This window comes from Desulfurivibrio dismutans (genome assembly GCF_029210385.1).
Lineage (GTDB): Bacteria > Desulfobacterota > Desulfobulbia > Desulfobulbales > Desulfurivibrionaceae > Desulfurivibrio > Desulfurivibrio dismutans.
The window spans coordinates 154252-177157 of record NZ_JARGDQ010000001.1 but is presented as its reverse complement, the minus strand read 5'-3'; the positions used below and the strand labels follow the sequence as shown (position 1 = coordinate 177157).

The window sequence follows — 22906 nt, the reverse complement described above, 5'->3', positions numbered from 1 at the left end:
AGGCGACTGAATAGCGGTATAAAAAACCATGTTTTCCGAACTTATCAAGCAAATCCGCACCCTTTACCCTGGCCGGGAAGCCATTTCCCTGCATGAGCCGCTTTTTGCCGGCCGGGAAAAAGAGTACACCACCCAGGCCATCGATTCCACCTTCGTCTCCTCGGTGGGGGCCTTTGTCGAACGCTTTGAGCAGGACATTTGCGCCTTTACCGGAGCCGATTATGCCGTGGCCACGGTCACCGGCACCGCCGCCCTGCATGCCGCCCTGCTGGCGATGGGGGTGCGACCGGAGGATGAAGTGCTCACCCAGCCGCTCTCTTTCGTGGCCACCGCCAACGCCATCAATTATTGTGGGGCGCGGCCCATCTTCCTGGACGTGGAGCGCGACACCCTGGGCCTGAGCCCGGCGGCCCTGGAAGACTTTCTGACCACCCACACCATCTGCCGCGACAACACATGCTATAATCGTGCCACTCAGCGGCGGATTGCCGCCTGCGTGCCCATGCACACCTTTGGCCATCCGGTTCGGATCGAAGAGGTGGTGGCCATCTGCCGCCGCCACCACATCGCCGTGGTGGAAGACGCCGCCGAGGCCCTGGGCAGCAAGTACCGGGGGCGCCACTGCGGCACCTTCGGCGATCTGGGGATTTACAGCTTCAACGGCAACAAGACCATCACCTGCGGCGGCGGCGGCATGGTGGTTGGGCATGACAAAAAATTGACAGACCGAGTGCGCCACCTGACCACCACCGCCAAAATTCCCCACCCCTGGCAATACCGCCATGACCAGGCGGGCTACAACTACCGGATGCCCAATCTCAACGCCGCCCTGGGTTGCGCCCAACTGGAGATGCTGCCGGCTTTCCTTGCAGACAAGCGGGAACTGGCGGCGGAATACGAAAAAATCCTGGTGGCCGTTCCCGCTTTGGAATTTATCCGGGAACCGGCCGAAGCCCGCTCCAACTACTGGCTCAACGCCCTGCTGACCAGCGACCGGGAGCAACGGGACCGGTTGCTGGCCGCCTGCCATAAGGAAAAAATATTCTGCCGCCCGGCATGGGATTTGCTTAACACCCTGCCCATGTATAACGACTGCCAGACCGATAACCTGACCACCGCCAACTGGTTGGCCGACCGCCTGATCAACCTGCCCAGCAGCGTACGCCAACTCAACCGGCAAAGAACACCGGAGGCGGTGTAGATGAATAAGCTGATCCTGCTGGGCGGCGGCGGCCACTGCAAGGCGTGTATCGACGTGGTTGAGCAGACGGGACAGTATACTATTGAGGGGATTTTGGACCCGGCATTGACGGCAGGAGAGAAAATTTTAGATTGTCCGGTGCTGGGCGGCGATGAAAAAATTGCCGCCCTGGCCAACGAGCATCTTTTCTTGATCAGCGTGGGGCAAATAAAAACCCCGGCGCTGCGAGTGGCCCTGGCAGAACGCCTGCGACAGGCCGGGGGCGAGGCGGCCACCGTTGTTTCCCCCAGGGCCTATGTTTCCCGCCATGCCAAGGTGGACGAAGGCAGCATCGTTATGCCCGGCGCCACGGTCAATGCCGGGGCGAGAGTGGGCCGCCACTGCATTATCAACTCCCACGCCCTGGTGGAACACGATGCCGTGATCGGCGATTTCTGCCATATCGCCACCGGGGCGCTCATTAATGGCGGGGTGGAGATTGGAGAAGGAAGTTTTGTCGGCAGCGGCAGCATGATCCGTGAGTATCGCCGGATCGGGGCAGGCACCTTTATCGCCGCCGGTTTAAGTATCTACCATGACCTTCCCGCCGGCTCGGTAATCAAGCCGCCGCAAGCAGCAAAACAACCGGGGCAAGCATGAAAAATCCCGAAGACCACGTATTCATTATCGCCGAGGCCGGGGTCAACCATAACGGTGACCTGGAGCTGGCCAAAAAGCTGATCGACGCGGCGGCGGCGGCCGGGGCCGATGCGGTCAAATTCCAGACCTTCAAGGCGGAGAGCCTGGTGGCCCGCGACGCCCCCAAGGCAGCCTACCAGCAGCGCAACTCGGGGGGGGAAGAGTCCCAATACGAGATGCTCAAGCGGCTGGAATTGTCCGAGGAACAGTTTGTCGTTCTGCACGGCTACTGCCAGAGCCAAGGCATTGAATTTCTCTCCACAGCCTTTGACCTGAAAAGCGTCGATTTCCTGGCGAGCCTGGGTCTGGAGATCTTCAAGATTCCCTCAGGTGAGATCACCAACCTGCCCTATCTGCGCAAGGTCGGTGGGTTGGGGAAAAAAATTATTCTTTCCACCGGCATGGCCGATCTGGAAGAGGTAGAGGCGGCGCTGGCGGCCCTGGAACAGGCCGGCACCACCCGCGAGGGGATCACCGTCTTGCAGTGCACCACCGAGTATCCCACCCCCATGGCGGAGGTCAATCTGCGGGCCATGGCGACCATCGCCCGACAGTGCCGGGTAGCGGTGGGATTCTCCGACCACACTGAAGGCATCGAGGCCGCCATCGCCGCCGCCGCTTTGGGCGCCAAGGTGGTGGAAAAGCACTTTACGCTGGACAAAACCCTGCCCGGCCCGGACCACAAAGCCAGCCTGGAACCAGACGAACTGCGGGCCATGGTCCGGGCCATCCGCAATATCGAAAAGGCCCTGGGCGACGGCATTAAAAGGCCCGGCCCCTCGGAGCTGCCCAATCGAACCGTGGCCCGCAAGAGCATCGTCGCCGCCCGGGATATCAAAAAAGGTGAGCAGTTCACCGCCAAGAACCTGACCGTCAAACGGCCGGGGGGCGGCATCTCGCCCATGCGCTGGGATGAAATGCTGGGGCAAACTGCGGGCAGGGATTTCGACCAAGACGAGTTGATCACCCTTATAAAGGAATGATTCAGCCAATGAACCAGGCAGCAGCCCGAAAAATAGCGATCTTCACCGGCACCCGGGCGGAATACGGCCTGTTGCACCCGGTGATGACCCAAATCGCCGCCGATCCCGGCCTGAGCCTGCAAACCATTGTCTCCGGCTCGCACCTGGCCCCGGAGTTCGGTTATACCGCCCGGGAGATCGAGGACGACGGCTTTACCATCGACGAAAAGGTGGAGATGTTGGTCAGCGCGGACACCCCGACGGGAATCAGCAAATCCATGGGCCTGGGCCTGATTGGCTACGCCGAAGCTCTGGCCCGCCAGCAACCGGACCTGATCCTGATCTTGGGTGATCGCTACGAGGCCTTTGCCATGGCCGCCGCCGCTCTGGTGAGCCGCGTGCCCATCGCCCATCTTTACGGCGGGGAACAGACCGTGGGGGCCATGGATGACTCCCTGAGGCATGCGATTACCAAGCTCAGCCACCTTCATTTCACCAGCACCGAAAAATACCGCCAGCGGGTTATTCAACTGGGCGAATCACCGGAGCGGGTGTTTAACGTGGGTGCGTTGGGGGTGGAAAACATTCAGTCACTGGAGCTGCTGGACCGGCAGGAGCTGGAACACTCTCTTGGTTTTTTGCTGGGGGAAAATCTGTTACTCATCACCTTTCACCCCACCACCCTGGAAACGCAAACTGCCGAGGCACAATTCGGCGAGCTGTTGGCCGCCATGGCGGAATTTCCCCAATGCACCCTGATTTTCACCAAGGCCAACGCCGACACCGACGGCCGCATCATCAACCGCATGATCGACGATTACGTCGCCGCCAATCCCGACCGCGCCCACGCCTTCACCTCCATGGGCCAGGTTCGTTACCTCAGCGCCATGAAGCTGGCCCGGGCGGTGGTGGGCAACTCCTCCAGCGGCATCATCGAGGCCCCCAGCCTGCAAGTGCCCACGGTGAATGTCGGCGATCGGCAAAAGGGACGGGAACAGGCCGCCAGTATCCTGAACTGCGCCCCGGACCGAAACGCCATCACCACCGCCCTGCGCCAAGTCTTGTCTAAAGAGCTGCAACAAAAGGCGGCCAACATTGCCAACCCTTACGAAAAACCAGGCACCAGCCAGAAGATCGCAGAAACTGTAAAAATTTTTGATCTGACCGGAATTCTGAAAAAAGAATTTTATGATTTGCCCATCGAATTTCGAAATGTTTAGAAAATCAGCCACTGAAAAAACTAGATTGGTCTATTCATGACTAGACTAATCCAAATAGCATTTTAAGGAGACCGTCCATGAACAAGGACTGGCGAGACATTCTGGTGCCCCCCACCCTGCCGATTCTGGAAACCATGCGGCAGATCGACAAGACCGCCATGCAGATCGCCTTGGTGGTGGACGAAAACCAGGTGTTGCTGGGCACCGTCACCGACGGCGATATCCGCCGAGCCATCCTCAAGGGAGGGGATCTGGGCGAACCGGTGGAAAAAATCATGAACCGGCAACCCACCACCTTTCGGGCCAACGAAAGCCGCAAGGACATGCTGGTGGCCATGCGGCTGCTGAAATTTACCAGGGTGCCTCTGGTTGACGAAGAAAACCGGGTGGTGGGCCTGCAGGTGCTGGATAACCTGCTCAAACCGGCCGCCAAGGATAACCCGGTGGTGTTGATGGCCGGCGGGCTGGGGACCAGGCTGGGGCCTTTGACCAAGGACTGTCCCAAACCGTTGCTTAATGTCGGCGGCCAGCCGGTATTACAGACTATTTTAGAAAGTTTCATTGAGTGCGGCTTTCAGCGTTTTTATTTTTCGGTCAACTACAAGGCCTCGATGATCGAAGAGTTTTTCGGCGACGGCTCTAAGTGGAACGTCGAAATCCACTACCTGCATGAAGACAAGAAACTGGGCACCGCTGGCGCCTTGAGCCTGCTGCCGGAAAAACCAACTCTGCCCCTGGTGGTGATGAACGGCGACATCCTGACCAAGGTCAACTTCCAGCAGTTGCTGGACTTTCACACCGACAACCGGGCCGCCGCCACCATGTGCGTTCACAAGTACGACCTGCAGATACCCTACGGCGTGGTCAACGTGGAAAAACATCGCCTGACCAACATCACCGAAAAACCGGTGCAAAGTTTTTTTATCAATGCCGGCATTTATGTGCTGGAACCCAAAATCCTAGAATACATCCCCGCCGATACCTTTTTCGACATGCCGCAACTGTTCGACACGGTACTGCAAAATAAGCAGGAAGCTGCGGTCTTCCCTCTGCGGGAATACTGGCTGGATATTGGCCACATGACCGATTTTGAGCGAGCACAGGGAGAATTCGGCACCTTTTTCGCGGAACCAAAAGAATGATTGGCACTAAAAGCGTGCTGGCCGTTATCCCCGCCCGGGGCGGCTCCAAGGGCCTGCCCCGCAAAAACATCCTGGAACTGGCCGGCAAACCAATGGTGGCCTGGAGCATTGAAGCTGCCCAGCGGTCAAATTTTATCGACCGGGTTGTCCTGTCCTCCGAGGATGAGGCAATTATCGCCACCGCCAAGCAGTGGGGTTGCGAAGTTCCTTTCGTCCGCCCCGTGGAGTTGGCCGGGGATGAAGCGCCCACCAGCGCGGCCTTGCTGCATGCCCTCGACAATCTTGGCCGGCAATATGACTACCTGGTGCTTTTGCAGCCCACCTCGCCGCTGAGGGAGGCCAGGGACATTGATCAATGTATCGAAAAATGCCACCAGAGCGAGGCTCCCGCTTGTGTTTCCGTAACCGAAACCGACAAAAACCCGGCCTGGATGTTTTATCTGGAAGGGCAGCAACGCTTGGAGCCGGTACTGGGAACCTGGGATTTTCCCACCCGCCGCCAGGATCTAAGGCCATCGTTCGTGCTCAACGGCGCGGTATATGTAGCTGACACCGCATGGTTCAAACAAAACCATACCTTTCTGGACCGGAAAACAATAGCCCACCCCATGCCCAAGGAGCGTTCACTGGACATCGACACCGAGCTTGATCTCAAGCTTGTTCAGGCAATACTGGAAAACCAACCAATGACCCGTTAAAGGCAGAAAAAGGCAAAACATGAAGTTGCAAAACAAAAAAATTCTGGTCACCGGGGCCGATGGCTTCATCGGCTCGCATCTGGTTGAGGAACTGGTACGCCAGGGGCGTCAGGTTCGAGCCTTTGTACTATACAACTCCTTCAACTCCTGGGGCTGGCTGGACAGCTCTCCGCCGGAGATTCTCGATCAACTGGAGGTTTTTGCCGGCGATATCCGCGATCCCCACGGGGTCAAGGAGGCCATGCGGGGTTGCGATGTGGTGCTGCATCTGGCGGCGCTGATCGCCATTCCATATTCCTATCACTCCCCGGCCACCTACGTGGAAACCAACATCACCGGTACATTGAACATTCTGCAGGCGGCCCGGGAGTTGGGAGTGGAACGGGTGGTGCATACCTCCACCAGCGAGGTGTACGGCACCGCCCTTTTTGTGCCCATCACCGAGGACCACCCCATGCAGGGGCAGTCGCCCTACTCCGCCACCAAGATCGGCGCCGACCAGTTGGCCCTCTCTTTTCATCGTTCATTCGACCTGCCGGTGGCGGTGATCCGGCCCTTCAACACCTACGGGCCACGGCAATCGGCCCGGGCGGTGATCCCCACCATTATCACCCAGATCGCCCAAGGGCAGCGCCAAATCAAGCTGGGCGCCCTGCACCCCACCAGGGATTTCAACTACGTGGATGATACGGTACAGGGTTTTATCGCCATGGCGGAAGCCGATGCGGCAGTGGGCGAGGTGGTTAATATCGGCAGCAATTTTGAGATTTCCATCGGCGAAACGGTGCAGTTGATCGCCGAAGTAATGGGCCAAGAAATCGACCTGGACCTGGACCAACAACGTCTACGCCCGGAAAAAAGCGAGGTGGAAAGGCTTTGGGCGGACAACCGCAAGGCCAGGGAATTGCTTAACTGGCAACCCCAATACGGCGGCCGCGAGGGCCTGAAAAAAGGTCTGACAGCAACCGCCGCCTGGTTCCAAGAACCGGCCAACCTGGCCCGCTACAAGGCCCAGCTTTACAACCTGTAAACGCTGCCTGGAGGCAGAAGATAATAACACCGCCTCCATTTTGCTGTTGGACGAAGTGGTGCGCCAAGGCATCCTCCTCCACGAGCAGGAACCGGCAGCCAGGGAAAAATTCTGACTTTTCTCACGGAGGCGGAGCAGGTACCGGCTTGCTTTCACCGGCGGCAGCCGTTAGAGTGCGGAGAATAGGATGCCAAAACGGTATGACGGTTATGGTCACGCCAGACCGGGGCGAAAACAACAATGGAATTGATCAAACAAAAAATCGGGCGCATTCGCGAACATCTGAACCAGGTCGAAGCTCTGCGGGAGAAATGCGAACAGCGCTTTGTCGCGGATCCCGTTTACCGGGGCGCCATGCTCCATTACCTCTATTTGCTGACTGACAGTTGCATTACCCTGGCGGAGATGGTGATCAAAAAGCAACGCCTGCGGCTGCCCCAGTCATACCATGAGTCTTTCGATATCCTTGGCGAAAATGGAGTGCTGGAACGGGGTTTTGCCTACGATTTCGCCCACATTGCCGGCCTGCGCAACTTCCTGGCCCATGATTACGAAAAAATCGAGGCAGTCATTATTTGTCGTCAAGTACTGGCCAAAACGGATGATGTCAGAAGCTACCTGGAACAGGTGGAGAGGGCTTTGAACTTGAAATGAACACCCCGGACGAAATCAAGCAAATTCTCCGTACCTATGGCCACCGCATCTCCTTTGCCTACCTGTTCGGCTCATCGGCCCGGGGAGAGGCCACCGCCGCCAGCGACCTGGATATTGCCATTCACTGCCGCTCCAGCGACCCGGAGGAGTGCTTTATCGCCAAACTGGATCTGCAGGCCGATCTCTGCCGGTCCCTGGGGCGCAACGACATCGACATCCTGGTACTTAACACCGCCCCCATTTTGCTGTTGGACGAAGTGGTGCGCCAAGGCATCCTCCTCCACGAGCAGGAACCGGCAGCCAGGGAAAAATTCGAGCTTGACACCCTGCACCAGGCCATCGACTTCAAAAGCCAGCGGTTGGCGATAATCGGCGCCTAACAATCTGAGTAGCGCCCCCCGGTCGATCCCTTCATAGCTTCCCAGGGACGGTAAACCCGGCGGTGGGTAAGATGTTCGCAGCGGTTGCGACCGGGCCGGGCCACCGGGGTAAAATCGTTGCGGCCCGCCAATTCCTCGATGGCGCCCGGCGCCTTTTCCGCTTCTCTATTGCTGAAAAATAAAGTATCATGTGCTGTTACAGTTATTTTCCTCTTCTACCCCTCACCACACTTTTAAGGCTACCATGACTACCTCCGACATTCTCAGTTTTGCCCAGTTGCCCCTGGCCCCGGCCATCCACCGGGCGGTGGATGAACTCGGCTTTGAAACCCCGACCCCCATTCAGGCCGAAAGCATTCCGCCGCTGCTGGCCGGCCGCGATCTGCTGGGCCAGGCCCAGACCGGCACCGGCAAGACCGCCGCCTTTGCCCTGCCCCTGCTCAGCCAGTTGGATGTCGAAAAGAAATATCCCCAGCTGCTGGTGCTGGCTCCCACCCGAGAGCTCGCTCTGCAGGTGGCCGAGGCGATACAGAGCTTTGCCCGCCATTTACCCGGCTTCCAGGTACTGCCGCTGTACGGCGGCCAGAACATGAGCCAGCAGTTGCGCCGGCTGCAGCGCGGGGTCCAGGTCATCGTCGGCACCCCCGGCCGGATTCAGGATCACCTCAACCGGGGCACCCTCAAACTGGACCGCCTGCTGGCGGTGGTGGTGGACGAGGCCGATGAGATGCTCAAGATGGGTTTCATCGACGCCGTCGAGCAAATTTTGCAGCACGCCCCCAAGGAGCGGCAGGTGGCGCTGTTTTCCGCCACCATGCCGCCGGCGGTGCGCAAGATCGCCCACCGGCACCTGAAAAACCCGGTGGAGATCAGCATCAAGCGCACCACCGCCAGCATGGCCGCCATCAACCAGCAGTTCTGGGCGGTCAAGGGGCTGCACAAGCTGGACGCCCTGACCCGCCTGCTGGAGGCCGAGGAGTTCGAGGCCATGCTGGTCTTTGTCCGCACCAAGGTGGCCACCGTGGAGTTGGCGGAAAAGCTGGAGGCCCGCGGTTTTGCCGCTGCCGCCTTAAACGGCGACATGACCCAGCAGATGCGGGAAAAAACCGTCGAGCAAGTCAAAAGCGGGGCTTTGGATATCGTGGTGGCCACCGACGTGGCCGCCCGGGGCCTGGATGTGGAACGGATCACCCACGTGATCAACTACGACGTGCCCTACGACACCGAATCCTACATTCACCGCATCGGCCGCACCGGCCGGGCCGGGCGCCAGGGCAAGGCGATCATCTTTGTCACCCCGCGTGAGCGGCGGCTGCTGGCGGCCATCGAACAGGCCACCGGCCAGAACATCGCCCCCATCCGCCTGCCCACCCGCCAGGATATCACCGACCGCCGGATCAGCCAGTTCAAGGAAAAAATCAACGAAGTGATGGCCGAACAGGACCTGGAGTTTTTCGAGGAACTGATCGACGATTACCAGCAGGAATACGACGTCGCTCCCCGGCGGATCGCCGCCGCGCTGGGATGGCTGCTCCAGCAGGAACGCCCCCTGCAGGCCCCGGCTGAACCGGAACGCCAGACGACGGAGCGGGACGAAGATTTTGCCGCCCCCGGCGGCTTCCGCCAGCGGGAGCGGGCTCCACGCGATGATGACCGGGGCCGGAAGCGGGCCGGTGATCCCGGCCAGTGGCGGCGCTACCGCATCGAGGTGGGCCGCCAGCACGGGGTGGAGCCGGGCAATATCGTCGGCGCCATCACCAACGAGGCCAACCTTAGCAGCCGCGATATCGGGGCCATCAAGATTTACGATTTTTTCAGCCTGGTGGATCTGCCCCCCGATCTGCCCCTGCCGGTGGTGCGGCACCTGGAAAAGGTCTGGGTCCGCAGCCGCCAGCTGCAGCTGCGCCCCGACGGCGAACCGCTGCCCGAGGGCGTCGGAGCCAAAGCCGGGCCCGGCGGCCGCCCCGGCAAACCCTTAAAGCCCCGTACCGGGGTACGGCGCTACCCCCACCCCACCAGGACCGAACACCGCAAGGGCAAACGCCGGTAAAAGATTAGCCATTCACTTTTAGGGCGGGATCGTGCTATGATGGTTTCTCCAGGCTCGTTGTAGCTGGAAAAACCATCACTCGATCCGCCGCCAAAGCCGAAAAAGCGCCGGCGGCCTTACCGGGAGGGAAATATGCCACCCGCTGCTTCTGCTTCTTCCGGGCCTGCCGACACCGACCAGGCAGCCACCCCTAACATCCCCCAATGCACTCCCTCAAATACCCCCAAGCATGATGCCAGCGACAAACGCTGGCGCCCGGTGGAGGCCGCCATGCGCCGCAACGGCTACCGCCCCGGCGGTTTGATTGAGGCCCTGCACGCCGTCCAGCGCTCCTATGGTTATATCGATGACGCCTCCATGCGAGCCTTAGGCGCCACCATGCAGTTGCCTCTGAGCAAGATCTACGGAGTGGTCACCTTCTATCATTTTTTTCACCTCAAGCCCAAGGGCCGCCATACCTGCGTGGTCTGCCTGGGCACCGCCTGTTATATCAAGGGCGCCGACCGGCTGCTGCAGGCGATCAGCCGCGAGCAGCAAATGCAACCAGGTGAGACCAGCGCCGACGGCCGTTTGTCCCTGCTCACCGCCCGCTGCGTGGGCTCCTGCGGCCAGGCCCCGGCGGTGGTGATCGACGACCTGGTGCAGGGCCAGGCCGAGGGAAGCGCCATCAACCGGCAACTGGCCCGGTTAAACGGCCGTGAAGAGGAGCGCCCGGCGGCTACCGCAACAAAAGGGCCGCCAGCGGCCGGGGAGGCTCGTACATGACCCCGGAAGAACTGCAACGTATTGCCGCAGAAGAGCTTCAGGCCCGGCAACACGCCCGGCACCGGATCGGGGTCTGCACCGCCAGCGGCTGCCTCTCCTGCGGCAGCCGGGAAGTGCTGACGGCCATCAAGCAGGAAGCGGCGGACAAGCCGGAGATGAACCTGCGGGTCGAGGGAGTGGGCTGCATGGGGCTGTGCTCCCGGGGGCCGCTGGTCTGGGTACAGACCAACCCGCCCCCGACCGAAACATCAACTGCTGCTTCGGCCGATGCTTCGCCAACTGCTTCGGCACCTAATTTACCCGATGCTTCGCCTGATGATTCGGCCGATATTACGACCGATGCCTCGAGCGACCGCCCCACCGGGGCTTCGGCCAGGGCTGAATCCGCGCTCTTGTATAAGCAACTGACCCCGGACGACGCCCCGACCCTGATCGCCACCCTGGCCGCAGCTCCGGCTTCCCCGACGGCCGCTGCCGCGCCGCCGGCAACCACCGCAGAGCAAACCTCCGCTCAAGACTCCACTCAAACTTCTGCCCAAGCCCCCGCCACCGGCGACCACCCCTTGGCCCAAAAAATATGTGACCCGGCCATGCCATTCTTTAAACGCCAGGTCAAGGTGGTGCTGGATCAGTTTGAGAATATCGACCCGGAACGGCTGGAATCCTACCTGGCCGCAGACGGCTACCTGGCCCTGCTGGACTGCCTGCATCATCGCCGCCCCCCCGAAATTATCGATGAAATCACCCGCAGCGGCCTGCGGGGCCGGGGCGGTGGCGGCTACCCCACCGGCCTCAAATGGTCGACGGTGGCCAAGGCCAGCGCTTTTGTGCCCCAGGCCGGGCAGGGCCACGCCGGCAGCGGCCGCCAGAGCGCCGGTGAGGCGGAGCGGCCCGATGGCCCGCGCAAGTATGTGATCTGCAACGCCGACGAAGGCGACCCCGGCGCCTTCATGGATCGCAGCGTGCTGGAAAGCGCCCCCCACCGGGTGCTGGAGGGCATGGCCATCGCCGCCTACGCGGTGGGGGCCGATTTTGGCTACATCTATGTCCGGGCCGAGTACCCGCTGGCGGTGGAACGGCTGCGCAAGGCCATCGGGCAGGCGGAAAAACAGGGGCTGCTGGGCCGCAACATCGGCGGCAGCGACTTCAATTTCCAGGTGGAGATCAGACTTGGGGCCGGGGCCTTTGTCTGCGGCGAGGAAACCGCCCTGCTGGCCTCCATCGAGGGCCGTCGCGGCCAGCCCCGCCCCCGGCCGCCCTACCCCGCCGAACACGGCCTCTGGGGCTGCCCCACCCTGATCAACAACGTCGAGACCTTCGCCAACGTCGCCGCCATCATCAACCGCGGCGCCGACTGGTTCGCCTCTTTAGGCACCGACAAAAGCAAGGGCACCAAGGTCTTTGCCCTGGCCGGCAAGGTGGCGAACACCGGCCTGATCGAAGTGCCCATGGGGATCAGCTTAACGGAAATCGTCAATGAAATGGGCGGCGGCACCCCGGACGAAGCGGGCGGCGCCATCAAGGCGGTGCAGACCGGCGGCCCTTCCGGCGGCTGCATCCCGGCGGCCCACTTCAACCTGCCGGTGGATTACGAATCGCTGCAGGCGGAAGGTTCCATCATGGGTTCCGGCGGCATGATCATCATGGACGACACCGCCGCCATGGTGGACGTGGCCCGGTTCTTCATGGAGTTCTGCGTCGAGGAGTCCTGCGGCAAGTGTACCCCTTGCCGGGTGGGCACCAAGCAGGTGCTGCTGCTGCTGGAAAAGATCGGTCGGGGCGAGGGCCGCCCGGCGGACCTGACGCAGCTGGAAGAGCTCTGTCATCTGCTGCAGCAAACCAGCCTCTGCGGCCTGGGCCAGAGCGCGGCCAACCCGGTGCTCAGCACCCTGCGGTTTTTCCGCCGGGAATATGTTGAGTTGCTGGCTGGCGAGGAGGAAGCATGAGCGGCGGGCGGGTCATTACCCTGCAGATCGACGGGCGGGACTGCGGCGCCCGCGAAGAGCAGACCATCCTGGAGGTGGCCCGGGAAAACGGGATCTACATTCCCACCCTTTGCCACCTCAACGGCCTGCACCCGGTGGGCGGCTGCCGCATCTGCCTGGTGGAAATAGCCGGTGCACCCCGCCCGCTGCCGGCCTGTGTAACCCACCCGGTGGAAGGGATGCAGGTGACCACCGATAATCCCGAGTTGCGCCGCCAGCGGCGGCTGATCCTGGAGTTGATGCTGGCTGAGGGCAACCACATCTGCGCCGTCTGCGTGGTCAACGGCCACTGTGAGTTGCAGGAACTGGCCCTGCAGCTGGGGGTTGATCATCTGGAGGTGCCGGCCCTTTACCCCAGCCGGGAGGTGGATGCCTCCCATCCCCGTTTCGGCCTGGACCGCAACCGCTGCGTGCTCTGCACCCGCTGTGTGCGGGTCTGCGGCGAGATCGAAGGGGCCCACACCTGGGATGTCATGGGCCGGGGGCTGCAGGCGATGGTCATCAGCGATCTTAATCAACCCTGGGGCGAGGCGGAAAGTTGCACCGGTTGCGGTAAGTGTGTCCAGGTCTGTCCCACCGGGGCTTTGTTTGAAAAGGGCAAGTCGGCCGGCGAGATGGTCAAGCGCCACCTCCATTTGCCGCTGTTGACCGCCATGCGCAGGGAAGAGGAGGCCGGGGAATGAAGGTAAACGAACAGCCGCACCCCACCTTCGGACGATCAGTCAAGCTTACGTACGCGGGGGTACGCGGCGCTTGGCTGCTTGCCCGAATCTGGGGCACGGCTGTTCGTTTACAGCCCGTTAAATCAACACTTTGTTGGGGTTACAAATGAAGCGACTACGCCTGGCCACCATTTGGCTGGACGGCTGCTCCGGCTGCCACATGTCCTTTTTGGACATGGATGAGTTGCTGCTGGAACTGGCGCCCCGGCTGGAACTGGCCTACAGCCCCCTGGTGGACCGTAAGGAATTTCCCGAACAGGTGGACCTGGCCCTGCTGGAAGGAGCGGTGAGCACCCCCGAGGATGAAGCCAAGGCGCGACTGGTGCGGGCGCGCAGCCACCTGGTGGTGGCCTTGGGGGATTGCGCCTGCAACGGCAACCTGCCGGCCATGCGCAATCGACTGGACAACGCCGAATTGCTGGACCTGGTCTATCGGCAACAGGCCGAGGGAGAGGCCGGGCCGCCCACTCGCAATGTTCCCCCGCTGCTGCCCCACAGCCTGCCTTTGCACCGGGTAATCGACGTGGACCTGTTCCTGCCCGGCTGTCCGCCGCCGGCGGCGGCCATCGTTCGGGCCCTGACGGCGGTGCTGGAAGGGCGGGAACTGTCCGAGCTGCCGACCCTTAAGTTCGGATAACAGGCCGGCGGGGAACGGCCCGGGTGAAAAATTACCAAATCCGTAGGCAAACCGGGCAACGTCAACGTCGCATCGCACCTGGACGGGGGCCGTAAAACCTGGTGCAAAAACCAATCACTTTACCGCCGATGAGGGAAAAAATTGCCAACCACCATCGCCATCGACCCGGTCACCCGCATCGAGGGGCATGCCCGCATCACCATCACCCTGGACGATCAGGGCCGGGTTGAGGACTGCCGCCTGCATGTCACCCAGTTGCGGGGCTTTGAAGCCTTTTGCGTGGGGCGGCCATTTGCCGAAATGCCCTCGCTCACCGCCCGCACCTGCGGCATCTGCCCGGTGAGCCATCTTTTGGCCTCGGCCAAGGCCTGCGATGAATTGCTGGCGGTGCGCATCCCCCCGGCGGCCAGGCTGCTGCGCCAATTGCTCAACTACGGCCAACTGGTACAGTCCCACGCTTTAAGTTTTTTTCACCTGGCCTCCCCTGACTTGTTATTGGGCATGGATGCCGCCCCCGAGCAGCGCAACCTCTTCGGCCTGGCCGCCGCCCGGCCCGAGGTGGCAAAAGACGGCATCGCCCTGCGCCGCTTCGGCCAGCAGCTTATTGAACGGTTGGCCGGCAAGCGGATTCATCCCGACTGGGTGGTGCCGGGCGGGGTCAGCCGGCCCTTGAGCCGGGAGACCGCCGCGGCGATCCGGGCCGAACTGCCGGCCATGCTCACAGCAGCGCAAAACAACCTGGAGCGACTGCAGGAGGTGCTGCCGAATTTTACAGCAGAGATAGCCCATTTTGCCAACTTTCCCAGCGGCTACCTGGCCCTGGCAGGAGAGGCGGGTCGGCTGGAATACTACGACGGCCCCCTGCGCCTGGTCGATCAGCAGGGCCGGGAGCTGTTCAACGAACCGGAAGCACTGCACTACCACCGCCACCTGGCGGAACAGAGCGAGCCGGACAGTTATCTCAAATCGCCCTACTATCGCCCCCTGGGGCCCGATGACGGCCTCTACCGGGTGGGCCCCCTGGCCCGCCTCAACGCCGCCGCAAGCTGCGGCACACCCCGGGCCGACCAGGCCCTGGCCGGCTTCAAGGAACTGGCCCCGGGTGGCCCGGTGACCAGCTCATTTCACTACCATTACGCCCGTTTGATCGAAATCATCCACGGTCTGGAAAAAATCGAGCTTCTACTGGCCGACGACACCATTTACGACCCCCGGGTGCGGGCCACCGCCGGGGCCAACGCCCCTGAAGGGGTGGGAATCTGCGAGGCGCCGCGGGGGACGCTGATCCACCATTACCAAATCGACGAGCAGGGGCGGATCAGCGCGGTCAACATGGTGATCGCCACCGGCCACAACAGCCTGGCCATCCAGCAGGGGCTGCAGCAGGCGGCCCGGGCCTTCATTAATGGCGATCCGGGAGATAACACGGGAAGCGAGGGGCCGGCGGGAACCGGGGAGAAAAGGGGGCAATCCGGCGGCGCGACGGTTGGAGAAATCGGGGAAAACGGGAACATCAGAGAAGGACTGCTCAACCGCATCGAAGCGGTACTGCGCTGCTACGACCCCTGCCTGAGCTGCTCTACCCACGCCCTGGGGCAAATGCCCCTGGCGGTGGAACTGCGCCGCCCCGGCGGGGAACTTATCGGGCAACTGACCAGAGACAACGACAAAGTGGAAAGCAAACTAACAGCATGACTCCCCGGCGCCGCGTAATACCGCCTGGGCACAGCCAACGCCGATCTCCACCTGGATGGCCCCCACCGGGCAATTGTGCATGCAGGCACCGCACTCCATGCAGGCGTCGGCCTCCCACAGGCGAACTTTTTTGCCCCGGGTCGTCGGGTCCGGGACAAACACGCCATGGGGGCAGACTTCCAGGCAGGTACCGCAACCCACGCAGATTTCGGGAAAAAACTCCAGGGTACTGACCCCGGCCAGGTAAAGAAAGTCCGCCGGTTTTTTCATCCTCCCCCACCTCACAGCAAACGACCGGCCAGCAGCAGCACCACCGCCAGACCACCACCGGCCAGTTGTAACGGCCAGGCCAACCTCGCTTCTTTTCTCACCCCGGACAACGAGGTATAGGTGGAAGCGCCGGTGAACTCCAGGGCCAGGTAGGAAGCCAGGGCACCAATCAGCAACGGCCAGGCCAGGAGATCCAGCCCCGACAAAGCGAGGCTGGCACCGTCAAAGCCCATCGCGAGCGGCCCCAGCAGCGCCAGGGCCAACAGCAGCCCGGCGGTCAGACCCTTGACAGCAAAGGCCCGACCCGGCAACCAAGGCAGCAGCAGCGGGGTCAGCACCTGACCGGCCAGCACCGCCAGCAGCAAGGCCATGGCCGCCAGGACAGCCAAAGTACGCCAGGGTGGCCCAGCCAGCCAGCCGAGCAAACCCAGCAGCAGCCACAAAGGTAACAACCACGGCAGCTTCTGCACCAGTTCCACCGGGATCAACACCGCCCGCTCCCGCCAGGGAAAATATTTGCGACGCATGGCGGCGGTGGCCTGGCCGCCGGCGGCCAGGTAGGCGGGCAGGTCGGCGGCCTCCACCGGCCCGAAGCGCACCTGAAAACCGATTTCCTTGGCCACCAGGCGGGCATTGACCCCCGGCGCCGCCAGTTGCGGCACAATCAGTTGCCGATGACTGACCAGCCCCGCCAGCTGGCTTATCTGCAACTGCCGCACCAGGTTGGCGGTGCCGAAACTGCCTTTGCCCGCCGCGCACCAGACGTTGATGCCGCCGGTGTCCAGCACCAGGATCCAGGCGGCCAGCCCGGGCAAGGCACGCCGCAGATGATCGAAACTGAGTTTGTAATTGGCGCCGACCAGCACCGGCGACTCGGCCCCTGGTGATCCCAGGGCGTAAAGCCCCGGCTCCACCAGGTAGTTCATCCGCCCCAGACCGCAGCGGACCATTAGGGTTCCCAGCCGGTCGCGCCGGGAAAGGGCGGCCGCCACCTGCGGCACCGCCCCGATGGGGGTGGCCAGTTCACCGCTGACAAAGGGCTGCTGAAAAGGTGAGCGACCCTCCCGGGGCCGCCGCTCAGGCCCTCAACAGACCTGCTGGCCGGGATTCTGTGGTGGTGCTGCCATGGGCAACGGAGTAGGAGTGGACATAAAAAAAATATACCTGCAAACTCGCCCGAAGACAAGTTGCAGGTATAATCTAATTCTGAAGCCAGGCCTGGCCTGGCATTTATTTAGTGCTTGAAGGAACGCTGGCCGGTAAACTTCATGGTCACCTTGGGGTCGGCCTCGTTGCAGGCGACGATGGTTTCAAAATCGCGGGCCGAGCCGCCGGCCTGCAGGATGGCGCTGACTCCCTGGTTGATGCCGACATCGGCCCCGTCACGGAAGGGGAAGAAGGCGTCGGAGATCATCACCGAGCCAGGCAGTCCGGCCCGGTCGGCCTTGGTCTTGGCATCAATGGCCTCCTGCTGGGCCTGGTCCCGCTTGCCCTGTTGAATCTCCAGGGCCAACTGGGCGTAGGGAATGCCGTGGGTGTCGAAGCAGAGCAGGTCGGCATATTTCACATAGGCCTTGTGGACGGCGATTTCCGCCACCCCCACCCGGTCCTGTTCCCCGGTGCCAATACCAACCGTGCAGCCATCCTTGACGTAGATCACCGAGTTGGAAGTCACCCCGTGCTCCACCGCCCAGCCAAAGAGCATGTCGTCGATCTCCCGGGCGTCGGGTTCGCGTTCCACCTTGTACTCCTCACCCTTCCAGGTGGCCACCGCCGGCTTGAGGTCCGCCTCGCTGCGGATGGAGTTAACCGCCGACTGCTGGACGATCAGCCCGCCGTCGATCAGGCTTTTGAAGTCGACAAAGCGAAACTTTTCAAAGTCGGCCAGCCGGTCGAGGCGGTCGATCCGTACCACCCGCAGGTTCTTGCGCTGGCCTAAAATCTCCAGGGTGCCGTCATCAAATTCCGGGGCGCAGACCACCTCCAGGTAGTTGCCGCTCAGCAGTTCGGCGGTGGCCTTATCGCAGGGGCGGTTAAGCACCACCGCCCCGCCGAAAGCGGCGATGCGGTCGGCCCGATTGGCCCGGTTGAAGGCGTCGGCCAGGTCTTTACCGTAGGCAGCGCCGCAGGGGTTGTTGTGCTTGAGGATCACCGCCGCCGGGCGGTCCATCAGGTACTTGATGATATTGAGGCCGTTGTCGATATCGGTGAGGTTGATCTTGCCCGGGTGCTTGCCCACCTGCAGCATATCCTCGGCTTTAATGCCGCTGACCAGGCCGTGGCCCGGTTCGATGAAGCGGCAGTCGCCCAGGGTCAGGTTGCCGCCCACCAGTTCGTAGAGGGCCGCCTCCTGGTCGGGGTTTTCGCCGTAGCGGATGCCGCGCTCGTCGACACTGCCGTCATCCTGGGTCAGTTTCCAGGTGCGCTTGCGGTAAACCAGGGTCTGGTCACCGAAGGTGATGGTCATGTCCATGGGAAAATGATCGCCCAGGATGGTGGTGTACATCTTTTTCAGATCGGCCATTGATCGACTCCTCCTTGCAGTACTTTATGTTGGTGAAAGGGGCATAAACGGCAAAACAGGGCGCGATTTTCAGCCGGTTAAACTGATGACCTCGGAAAACGCGTCAAATATATCGGTCGGTAAAGAGCAAACAGGTAGTTACCAAGCACGCCCGGTCGACACCGCTGATTTTTGCGGCGCCGACAAGGTTTAGCAAAGAATCAGCATCTTGGCAAGCTTATCCGGCTGTGGCCCGGTTGTCGGTTTCCTGGAACACCGGGTCCCAATCTTTGCGGACCGGGTCGAAGCCCTTGGCCCGGATGGCGGCGGCCACCTCTTCAATACTGCGCTGGTCACCGATGGAAAACTGCTCGCCGGTGGCGCCGGTATCACCGTAGCCGCCGGGCACCGTGCAGGAGCCGGCGGAGTAGCGGGTGGGGGCCAGGCCGATCATGCCGTCGCGGAACCGGGCCTCTTCACGAGTGGAAAGCACCAGCCCGACATCTTCATCAAAGAGTCGCAGGGCAAAGAGCAACTGGCTGAGATTTTTTTCATTGACTGGCACCAACGGGGCAAAGCTGCCGGTGGCGGGCCGCAAACGGGGAAAAGAAACGGTTACCGCCGTACGCCAAGCCAGCTTACGCAAATAGGCCAAATGTAACCCCAGGGCAAGGCCTTCGGTCCGCCAGTCGGCCAGGCCCAGCAAAGCGCCCAGGCCAACCTCCCGCATACCGGCCATGGCTACCCGGGCGGGAATCTCCAGCCGACGGTCATAATCGGCCTTGAGGCCGGCTACATGGACCCGGGTGTAGGTCTGCCGATCGTAGGTTTCCTGGTAAACCGCCACCCCGGTTATACCGGCGGCAAAGAGGCGGGCATAGTCCGCCATGGCCAGGGGCTGAACCTCAATGGAGATGGAGGCAAAGCTGTGGCGCAGCCTCCCCGCCAACTCAGCCAGGTAGTCAACCCCCAGGCGGGACGGAGCCTCACCGGTCACCAGCAGGATATGGCTGAAACCGCGCTCAGCCAGAATCAAAGCTTCCTTTTCCGCCTCCGCCAGATCCAGAACCCGGCGGGGAATCTGGTTGTCCACCGAGAAGCCACAGTAAAGGCAACGATTGGCGCAATAGCTGGACAGATAGAGCGGGGCATAGAGTTGAATCACCCGGCCGAACCGCTGCCTGGTGATCCGCCCTGCGGTGGCGGCCAGCTCCGCCAAACGGGGTTCGGCCGCCGGAGAGAGCAGTGCGGCCAGGTCGGCGGAACTGCGGCGAGAACGTTGCAAGGCTCGCTCTACATCCGCCGGGGTACTGGCAGTGATGCGGGCCTGCAATTCGTTAAAATCAGGCAGAGTGAAGGGCGGTGAAGCTTTAGGGTCGGCTCCGGCAAAAGGGGCGACAGGCTTGGCCCCGACACCGGTCACTTTGGAGTTACCAGCCAAATCGCCCTGGGGTTTGGATAAGGTTACGTTATTCATCACGGAGGAAATCAAGCCCCTGCCCGGGTGAGGAAGCCTCGGCCTGTTCCCGCTGTTCGCCGGGTCCGGCTTCGTAGGCCAAGCGACCGGCCTCCACCGCAGCAGCAAAGGCCCGGGCCATCTTGACGGGATCGGCGGCGACCGCAATGGCGGTATTGACCAGTACCGCATCTGCCCCCATCTCCATGGCTTCCGCCGCATGGGAGGGGACTCCCAGGCCGGCGTCAACCACCACCGGCACCCTGGCCTGCTCGATGATAATGCCTACCTGGAAACGGGTCAAAACACCCTGGTTGGTGCCGATGGGTGAACCCAGTGGCATCACCGCCGCCGCCCCGGCATCTTGCAGGCGCAGGGCCAGAATGGGATCGGCGTTAATATAGGGCAGCACCACAAAGCCTTCGGCCACCAGCTGTTCGGTGGCCCTGAGCGTCTCCACAGGATCGGGCAACAATGTGCGGGGATCGGGGGTAACTTCCAGTTTAAGCCAGTTGGTGCCGCCCGCCGCCCGGGCCAGATGGGCCAGGCGCACGGCCTCGGCGGCATCCCGGGCGCCGGAGGTGTTGGGCAGAAAGAAAAACCGCTCCCGATCGAGTACCGCCATGATATCATCGGCGGGATCAGCCAGATCGACCCGGCGCAGGGCCACGGTCACCATTTCACTGCCGGAAGCCTCAAGGGCCGCCCGCATGACGGCAGCCGAGGCAAACTTGCCGGTGCCGGTAAAAAGCCGGGAACGAAAATTCCGGCCGGCAATATTCAGCATCTCAACCTCCTCCCACAAAACGAATCAGTTCCAACCTGGCACCGACCTTCAGCTCGGTGGCCGCCAGTTCTTCCCGGCTCAACACCCGGCCGTCCAGTTCCACCGCCACTTGCCGGGGGTCGAACCCCAGCTTTTGAACCAGGACGGCAACGGTGGTACCACGGGCCACATGGCGCGGCCGGCCGTTGCAGGTAATGGTAAAATTAGCAGTTGAATCTTCCATAATTAACCGAACCAGAGAGAGAGAGAGACCGATGCCAGAAAAATGATAAACCAGGCAAAGCCAAAAACACCGGCAAAGGTGACACCAGTTGGGACAACCGCTTGGCGCCAGGAGTTCCTGCCCCCGGGTCAATACCCTGAAAGTAACGGATCACAGGGGGCTACCGGCAAACGGTCACGGGGTGCCACAGGTTGCGAGAAGCGAGACGGCATGCGCAAATCAGTACGTGAGCCAGCTTAATCACCGCAAAATGCGGTGCCACGAGACCGCTTACCCCTGAAACAACAAAAGCCGGCAGTCGCTGCCGGCTTTTGTCATCCTATAAGGGGGGCAAGCAGGCTTGCCCTATCATATCCCGCATTGAGTCCTATTCAGCCGCAGCAACGTCTGCAACCTGATCTTCCTTCTCCTGGTAGTTTACCAGTTCGAGGATGGCCATAGAGGCGGCATCGCCCAGCCGGGTGCCGGTGCGGATAATCCTGGTATAACCGCCGGGGCGCTCCTTGTACTCCTGGCTCAAGCTGTCAAAGAGTTTGGCCACGACTTTTTTGTCGCGGACCACGGCCAGAGCCTGGCGCCGGGCATGCAGATCTCCGCGCTTGCCCAGAGTAATCATCTTGTCAGCCACCTTGCGTACCTCCTTGGCCTTGGCGGTGGTGGTCACAATCCGCTCATGCTGGAGGAGTGAAGTCACCATGTTGCGAATCATCGCTTGACGGTGGGGAGTGGTACGGGAGAGGCGATTGCCGCTTTTATTGTGTCGCATGATTATTTCCTCGTAAAGACCGCTTATGAACTATTCTTCTTCCGGCTCGTCGGCGGGCGGTTCCCAGCCGTCAATTTTCATGCCCAGATAGAGATCCATCTCGGCCAGCAGCTGCTTGATCTCGTTCAGTGACTTACGGCCAAAGTTTTTGGTTTTCAGCATCTCCGCCTCGGTTTTCTGTACCAGTTCGCCGATATGCATAATTTCGGCGTTACGCAGACAATTGGCGGAGCGCACCGACAGCTCCAAGTCTTCGACGCTGCGGTAGAGGTTCTCGTTGAGTTGGGGCTGCTCTCCACTGTCTTTGTCCTTTTTCACGGGGACAACAGCGCTTTCATCAAAGTTAATGAAAACCTGCATCTGCTCTTTAAGTATCTTGGCAGCATATGCCAGGGCATCTTCCGGGCGGATGCTGCCATCGGTGGTGATCTCCAAAATCAGCTTGTCGTAGTCGGTCCGCTGCCCTACTCGAGCCTGACTGGTAATAACCTTGACATTACGGATCGGGGTAAAAATGGAATCCAGGGGGATAACGCCGATGGGCTGATCTTCACGCTTATTGCGTTCCGCCGGCACATAGCCTTTGCCCCAGTCCACTTCCAACTCGGCATTAAACTTACCGTCACCAGTAATGGTGCAGATATGCTGGTCGGGATTCATGATCTCGACTTGCGGATCACCAATAATGTCGCCGGCGGTAACCACGCCTTTTTTCTTCTTCTCGATCCGCACCGTTTTGGCTTCGGAGGAATGCAACCGCAGCCGTACTTCCTTAAGATTAAGAAGAATTTCAGTGGCGTCCTCTTTGATCCCAGGAATGGTGGAGAGTTCGTGGAGCACACCATCAATCTTTACCGAGGTAACGGCCGCCCCTTGTATTGATGAAAGCAGAATCCGCCGCAGGGAGTTACCGATGGTGGTTGCAAAACCACGCTCCAAAGGCTGGCAGATAAATTTTCCGTAGCTTGCGGTGTGGGTATCCTGGTCAACCTCAAGCTTTTCCGGAAAAATCAGCTCATGCCAGTTGCGATAAAATGTATCGTTTTCTTTTGTCATTTCAATCCTGCTCTTCCCTGGCTGTG

General features: G+C 61.2%; 23 protein-coding genes. 15 read left to right on the top strand and 8 right to left on the bottom strand.

From position 1 onward, the window contains the following. Nucleotides 1-28 precede the first annotated feature (28 nt). The 15 genes from P0N66_RS00865 to P0N66_RS00795 all read left to right on the top strand — a co-directional run bounded on the left by P0N66_RS00865 (nucleotide 29) and on the right by P0N66_RS00795 (nucleotide 15819). Nucleotides 29-1201, top strand: coding sequence for a LegC family aminotransferase (locus P0N66_RS00865; protein ID WP_275802059.1), 1173 nt, complete (start codon nucleotides 29-31; stop codon nucleotides 1199-1201). Continuing rightward, nucleotides 1202-1840 carry an acetyltransferase gene (locus P0N66_RS00860; protein WP_275802058.1) on the top strand — a complete coding sequence of 213 codons (639 nt, stop codon included), beginning with the start codon at nucleotides 1202-1204 and terminating at the stop codon, nucleotides 1838-1840. It abuts the gene before it with no gap. Beyond that, nucleotides 1837-2862 carry an N-acetylneuraminate synthase gene (gene neuB, locus P0N66_RS00855; RefSeq protein ID WP_275802057.1) on the top strand — a complete coding sequence of 342 codons (1026 nt, stop codon included), beginning with the start codon at nucleotides 1837-1839 and terminating at the stop codon, nucleotides 2860-2862. The genes P0N66_RS00860 and neuB overlap by 4 nt, the downstream gene beginning before the upstream one ends. Nucleotides 2863-2870: 8 nt before the next feature. Further along, nucleotides 2871-4061 (top strand): UDP-N-acetylglucosamine 2-epimerase, encoded by a 1191-nt coding sequence (neuC, locus tag P0N66_RS00850; protein WP_275802056.1) that lies wholly within the window; start codon nucleotides 2871-2873, stop codon nucleotides 4059-4061. 77 nt (nucleotides 4062-4138) lie between these two features. Next, nucleotides 4139-5203 (top strand): nucleotidyltransferase family protein, encoded by a 1065-nt coding sequence (locus P0N66_RS00845; protein ID WP_275802055.1) that lies wholly within the window; start codon nucleotides 4139-4141, stop codon nucleotides 5201-5203. Next, nucleotides 5200-5901: an acylneuraminate cytidylyltransferase family protein gene (locus P0N66_RS00840; RefSeq protein WP_275802054.1), complete on the top strand. Its 702-nt coding sequence runs from the start codon at nucleotides 5200-5202 to the stop codon at nucleotides 5899-5901. The genes P0N66_RS00845 and P0N66_RS00840 overlap by 4 nt, the downstream gene beginning before the upstream one ends. Nucleotides 5902-5920: 19 nt before the next feature. Further along, a complete protein-coding gene (locus P0N66_RS00835) occupies nucleotides 5921-6931 on the top strand; it encodes an NAD-dependent 4,6-dehydratase LegB (protein ID WP_275802053.1) in 1011 nt (336 codons plus the stop codon). A 240-nt stretch (nucleotides 6932-7171) separates the two neighbouring features. Beyond that, nucleotides 7172-7585: a type VII toxin-antitoxin system HepT family RNase toxin gene (gene hepT, locus P0N66_RS00830; protein WP_275802052.1), complete on the top strand. Its 414-nt coding sequence runs from the start codon at nucleotides 7172-7174 to the stop codon at nucleotides 7583-7585. Next, nucleotides 7582-7965 carry a type VII toxin-antitoxin system MntA family adenylyltransferase antitoxin gene (gene mntA, locus P0N66_RS00825; RefSeq protein ID WP_275802051.1) on the top strand — a complete coding sequence of 128 codons (384 nt, stop codon included), beginning with the start codon at nucleotides 7582-7584 and terminating at the stop codon, nucleotides 7963-7965. Before hepT ends, mntA begins: the two co-directional genes overlap by 4 nt. A gap of 244 nt (nucleotides 7966-8209) precedes the next feature. Then, nucleotides 8210-10015 (top strand): DEAD/DEAH box helicase, encoded by a 1806-nt coding sequence (locus tag P0N66_RS00820; RefSeq protein WP_275802050.1) that lies wholly within the window; start codon nucleotides 8210-8212, stop codon nucleotides 10013-10015. Between the two features lie 132 nt (nucleotides 10016-10147). Beyond that, nucleotides 10148-10780, top strand: coding sequence for an NAD(P)H-dependent oxidoreductase subunit E (locus P0N66_RS00815; RefSeq protein WP_275802049.1), 633 nt, complete (start codon nucleotides 10148-10150; stop codon nucleotides 10778-10780). Continuing rightward, nucleotides 10777-12726, top strand: coding sequence for a NuoF family protein (locus P0N66_RS00810; RefSeq protein ID WP_275802048.1), 1950 nt, complete (start codon nucleotides 10777-10779; stop codon nucleotides 12724-12726). Before P0N66_RS00815 ends, P0N66_RS00810 begins: the two co-directional genes overlap by 4 nt. Beyond that, nucleotides 12723-13448 (top strand): bidirectional hydrogenase complex protein HoxU, encoded by a 726-nt coding sequence (hoxU, locus tag P0N66_RS00805; RefSeq protein WP_275802047.1) that lies wholly within the window; start codon nucleotides 12723-12725, stop codon nucleotides 13446-13448. Before P0N66_RS00810 ends, hoxU begins: the two co-directional genes overlap by 4 nt. Nucleotides 13449-13593: 145 nt before the next feature. Then, nucleotides 13594-14124, top strand: coding sequence for an NADH-quinone oxidoreductase subunit B family protein (locus P0N66_RS00800; RefSeq protein WP_275802046.1), 531 nt, complete (start codon nucleotides 13594-13596; stop codon nucleotides 14122-14124). Between the two features lie 141 nt (nucleotides 14125-14265). After that, on the top strand, nucleotides 14266-15819 hold the full coding sequence (locus P0N66_RS00795; RefSeq protein ID WP_275802045.1) for a Ni/Fe hydrogenase subunit alpha: 1554 nt from the start codon (nucleotides 14266-14268) through the stop codon (nucleotides 15817-15819). Here P0N66_RS00795 and hgcB read toward each other — a convergent pair. The 8 genes from hgcB to P0N66_RS00755 all read right to left on the bottom strand — a co-directional run bounded on the left by hgcB (nucleotide 15808) and on the right by P0N66_RS00755 (nucleotide 22880). After that, nucleotides 15808-16089: a mercury methylation ferredoxin HgcB gene (gene hgcB / locus P0N66_RS00790; protein WP_275802044.1), complete on the bottom strand. Its 282-nt coding sequence runs from the start codon at nucleotides 16087-16089 to the stop codon at nucleotides 15808-15810. The genes P0N66_RS00795 and hgcB overlap by 12 nt on opposite strands. 11 nt (nucleotides 16090-16100) lie before the next feature. Then, nucleotides 16101-17240 carry a mercury methylation corrinoid protein HgcA gene (hgcA, locus tag P0N66_RS00785; protein ID WP_316244673.1) on the bottom strand — a complete coding sequence of 380 codons (1140 nt, stop codon included), beginning with the start codon at nucleotides 17238-17240 and terminating at the stop codon, nucleotides 16101-16103. An 83-nt stretch (nucleotides 17241-17323) separates the two neighbouring features. Then, nucleotides 17324-18613 carry an IMP cyclohydrolase gene (locus P0N66_RS00780; RefSeq protein WP_275802042.1) on the bottom strand — a complete coding sequence of 430 codons (1290 nt, stop codon included), beginning with the start codon at nucleotides 18611-18613 and terminating at the stop codon, nucleotides 17324-17326. A 217-nt stretch (nucleotides 18614-18830) separates the two neighbouring features. Continuing rightward, nucleotides 18831-20069, bottom strand: coding sequence for a 2-iminoacetate synthase ThiH (gene thiH / locus P0N66_RS00775; RefSeq protein ID WP_275802041.1), 1239 nt, complete (start codon nucleotides 20067-20069; stop codon nucleotides 18831-18833). After that, nucleotides 20062-20835 carry a thiazole synthase gene (locus P0N66_RS00770; RefSeq protein WP_275802040.1) on the bottom strand — a complete coding sequence of 258 codons (774 nt, stop codon included), beginning with the start codon at nucleotides 20833-20835 and terminating at the stop codon, nucleotides 20062-20064. The genes thiH and P0N66_RS00770 overlap by 8 nt, the downstream gene beginning before the upstream one ends. 1 nt (nucleotide 20836) lies before the next feature. Then, entirely contained in the window at nucleotides 20837-21058 is a 222-nt protein-coding gene (gene thiS / locus P0N66_RS00765) for a sulfur carrier protein ThiS (protein ID WP_275802039.1), read from the bottom strand. Nucleotides 21059-21425: 367 nt separating this feature from the next. Beyond that, nucleotides 21426-21824 carry a 50S ribosomal protein L17 gene (gene rplQ / locus P0N66_RS00760; RefSeq protein WP_275802038.1) on the bottom strand — a complete coding sequence of 133 codons (399 nt, stop codon included), beginning with the start codon at nucleotides 21822-21824 and terminating at the stop codon, nucleotides 21426-21428. A 30-nt stretch (nucleotides 21825-21854) separates the two neighbouring features. Further along, nucleotides 21855-22880: a DNA-directed RNA polymerase subunit alpha gene (locus P0N66_RS00755; protein WP_275802037.1), complete on the bottom strand. Its 1026-nt coding sequence runs from the start codon at nucleotides 22878-22880 to the stop codon at nucleotides 21855-21857. Between the last annotated feature and the right edge of the window lie 26 nt (nucleotides 22881-22906).